Raw genomic sequence first — 2211 nt, forward strand, 5'->3', positions numbered from 1 at the left:
GGGGGGCATGCCCCTCGGACCATCGGCAACCGCACCAAACTGGGGAAATTTCATCCAGCGCTTTTGGGGAGATTACGTCCAGCACTCACAGCACCGTCCCCATGCCCACGCTCTGACACGAGAACCAGCATGGCTTCTTAAGCTTCGCCCCTGCTCGGAGCACTGATCACAATCTTGCGTGCAGCGCATCGACCGTGGGGAGTCACGCAGCATTCTGAGGTTTCCAAGATGAATATTTGTCACGCGCGGAGCGCGCCCTTTCATGAACGCTGCTACAAGCGGGGCACTCTGCACCCACGAGCCTCGCGTGCAATTTCAGGCGGCACTAGCAGCAGAACGAGGTTTCCTGCCAAACAAACGCCGAAGCTCACGTGTACTCACTCCAGTCGCTGCTGCTACCTTTTTCTTTGACAGCGTCGGATCCGCCCACAGGAGGCCCGCCTTGCCGATGGTCTCAAGCCGCGTCCGTTGTCGAGGTTCCTCCTCGACCGATCCAATCTCCTGTTCATAGGCGGAGTGGTTGAATTGGTTCATTGCTTTCCCTTTCCCGGCGGACCTCACCAACACGCGGCCCGCCGTCTTCTGCGGCACACCTGTTCGCGCCGTCGCGGCAAGTAACATCATCTTACATTTGTTCCGCAATCTGTACGAGCAAAGCTAGGCAGGAACTCGCCCAAGTTAAGTTGAACGCCGAGGATTGCGCGCTGCGTGTCACCAACCCGGCTGCCATCGTTCACCGGCAAATCTGCATGCAGTAGTTACACGTCAGGCCGGCGCCTGATCACCTTGCCCTGCGACTATTTCGTTCCGCCGCATCGACAGCCCGATGAGCCCGCCGACGATGTTCAGGGCGCCCTCTTCGTGCCGCCTTGTCATCGCCCGCAGGTAGCCTCCCGGATTGAGGATCGGCGTGTCCACATTGCTGGCTTTGGCATCGATGATGAACACGCACCACGTTGCATCCTCCGCACCCATCTTGCGCACAGCGGCGCGCCATGCGGACTGGGTGATGCCCAGCTCGGGCAGCCTGCACTGCGCGGCGACGGTGAAGTCATGCAGGTGCAGGCTGGACCAACCGCCGCGGCCCTGCCGTCGCATATCGAGGTAGAACCGCATGTCGTCCGACGCGAGCGGGATGAAGGTCTGGATCGGGATCTTGGTCAGGATGGTCGATTTGTGCGCCGCGAACACCTCCCGATCATCTTGTTTTCGGCAAGGCGGATCGCCAGGAGGCGCGTCGTCACGACCCTTTGAGGGCGTGGGCAAAACTGCGCTCCGCGGATGAGAGCCAACGTTACAAGGTACTTCGTTAAGATATTGGGTTGTATCTTGTATATAGGACCGCTCGTTTTCATGCGGTCCACCGCGCGTTTTCGTCAGAGCTTGCAGCTGATCGAGCGCCATGGTGCAGAGCGCATCGGCCTCGGAGACATGCGCTTCCAGCTCCGCCACCGGCATCCGGTGCAACTTGTCGGCGCTCGGCCAGCCCTCGAATGCAGTAGCAATGGCTTGCACCTCGTCCGCCGGCCCGGCCAGCTCGGTGAGCTCGGTGAGCTCGGCCAGGCAACTCTTCAGGTGCTTCTTGTGAAGGCTGCGAAGACCACGCAGCTTCGCGTGCCGCCGCCGACTTTCTTCAATCTCCTCCCGGAGGGCAAGGAACTCCTCGCACCGCCTGATAGCGCTCGAGAAGAATACGCCGCATCCCACAAAGCCCGAGCGCGCCCCATTTCCCATGGTCCTCTTCTCGATCAGCCCGGCCGCGACCAACTGGGCTTCATCGGCACGGATCCGGCTCGGCGAGACCTGTCGCTTCTTGGCGATCTCGGACTGCTGGAGATAGCAACACGGTTCTTCCTCCCCGGTCTTGAACGCACTGGGGCGCGTCGCCGCGATCAGGATGCGGAGCGTCGCGAGCGCGGCGCTCCTGACCCCGAGACGGGGCGCTACGGTGTCGATCAGCGCAACGAAGCCATCGCGCTCCATCCCCTGCGGCAGGGACGGGAACGGCGCCGGTTGTCGGACAGTGGGGACAGCCTGGGCCAGATGTATCATGTTCATCCTCGTCTGGTGAAGGCGAGGCGGCGGCAGACAAAACCTAGCTGTTCGCACAGGTGCGTTTTTCCTTGTCTGCGATCGGGGGAGGCTGATAGAGTCGCAATTGATGTTGCTTGCTGAAGGGTTTGCAGACCCTTGGCTCTAAGATCCCCCCCC

Annotated in this window: 1 protein-coding gene; it reads right to left on the reverse strand. The window is 61.3% G+C overall.

Annotated elements, in window-relative coordinates; translation table 11 throughout:
- Window positions 1-765: 765 nt before the first annotated feature.
- Window positions 766-2052, reverse strand: a complete 1287-nt coding sequence (repC, locus tag BLQ77_RS28020) for a replication initiation protein RepC (RefSeq protein WP_165617245.1) — start codon at window positions 2050-2052, stop codon at window positions 766-768.
- Between the last annotated feature and the right edge of the window lie 159 nt (window positions 2053-2211).

The organism is Salipiger thiooxidans, assembly GCF_900102075.1.
GTDB classification, from domain to species: Bacteria; Pseudomonadota; Alphaproteobacteria; order Rhodobacterales; family Rhodobacteraceae; genus Salipiger; species Salipiger thiooxidans.

Excerpts from the sequence above, each read along its gene's own strand:
- repC (WP_165617245.1), bottom strand. The coding sequence starts at position 2,052 with ATGATACATCTGGCCCAGGCTGTCCCCACTGTCCGACAACCGGCGCCG.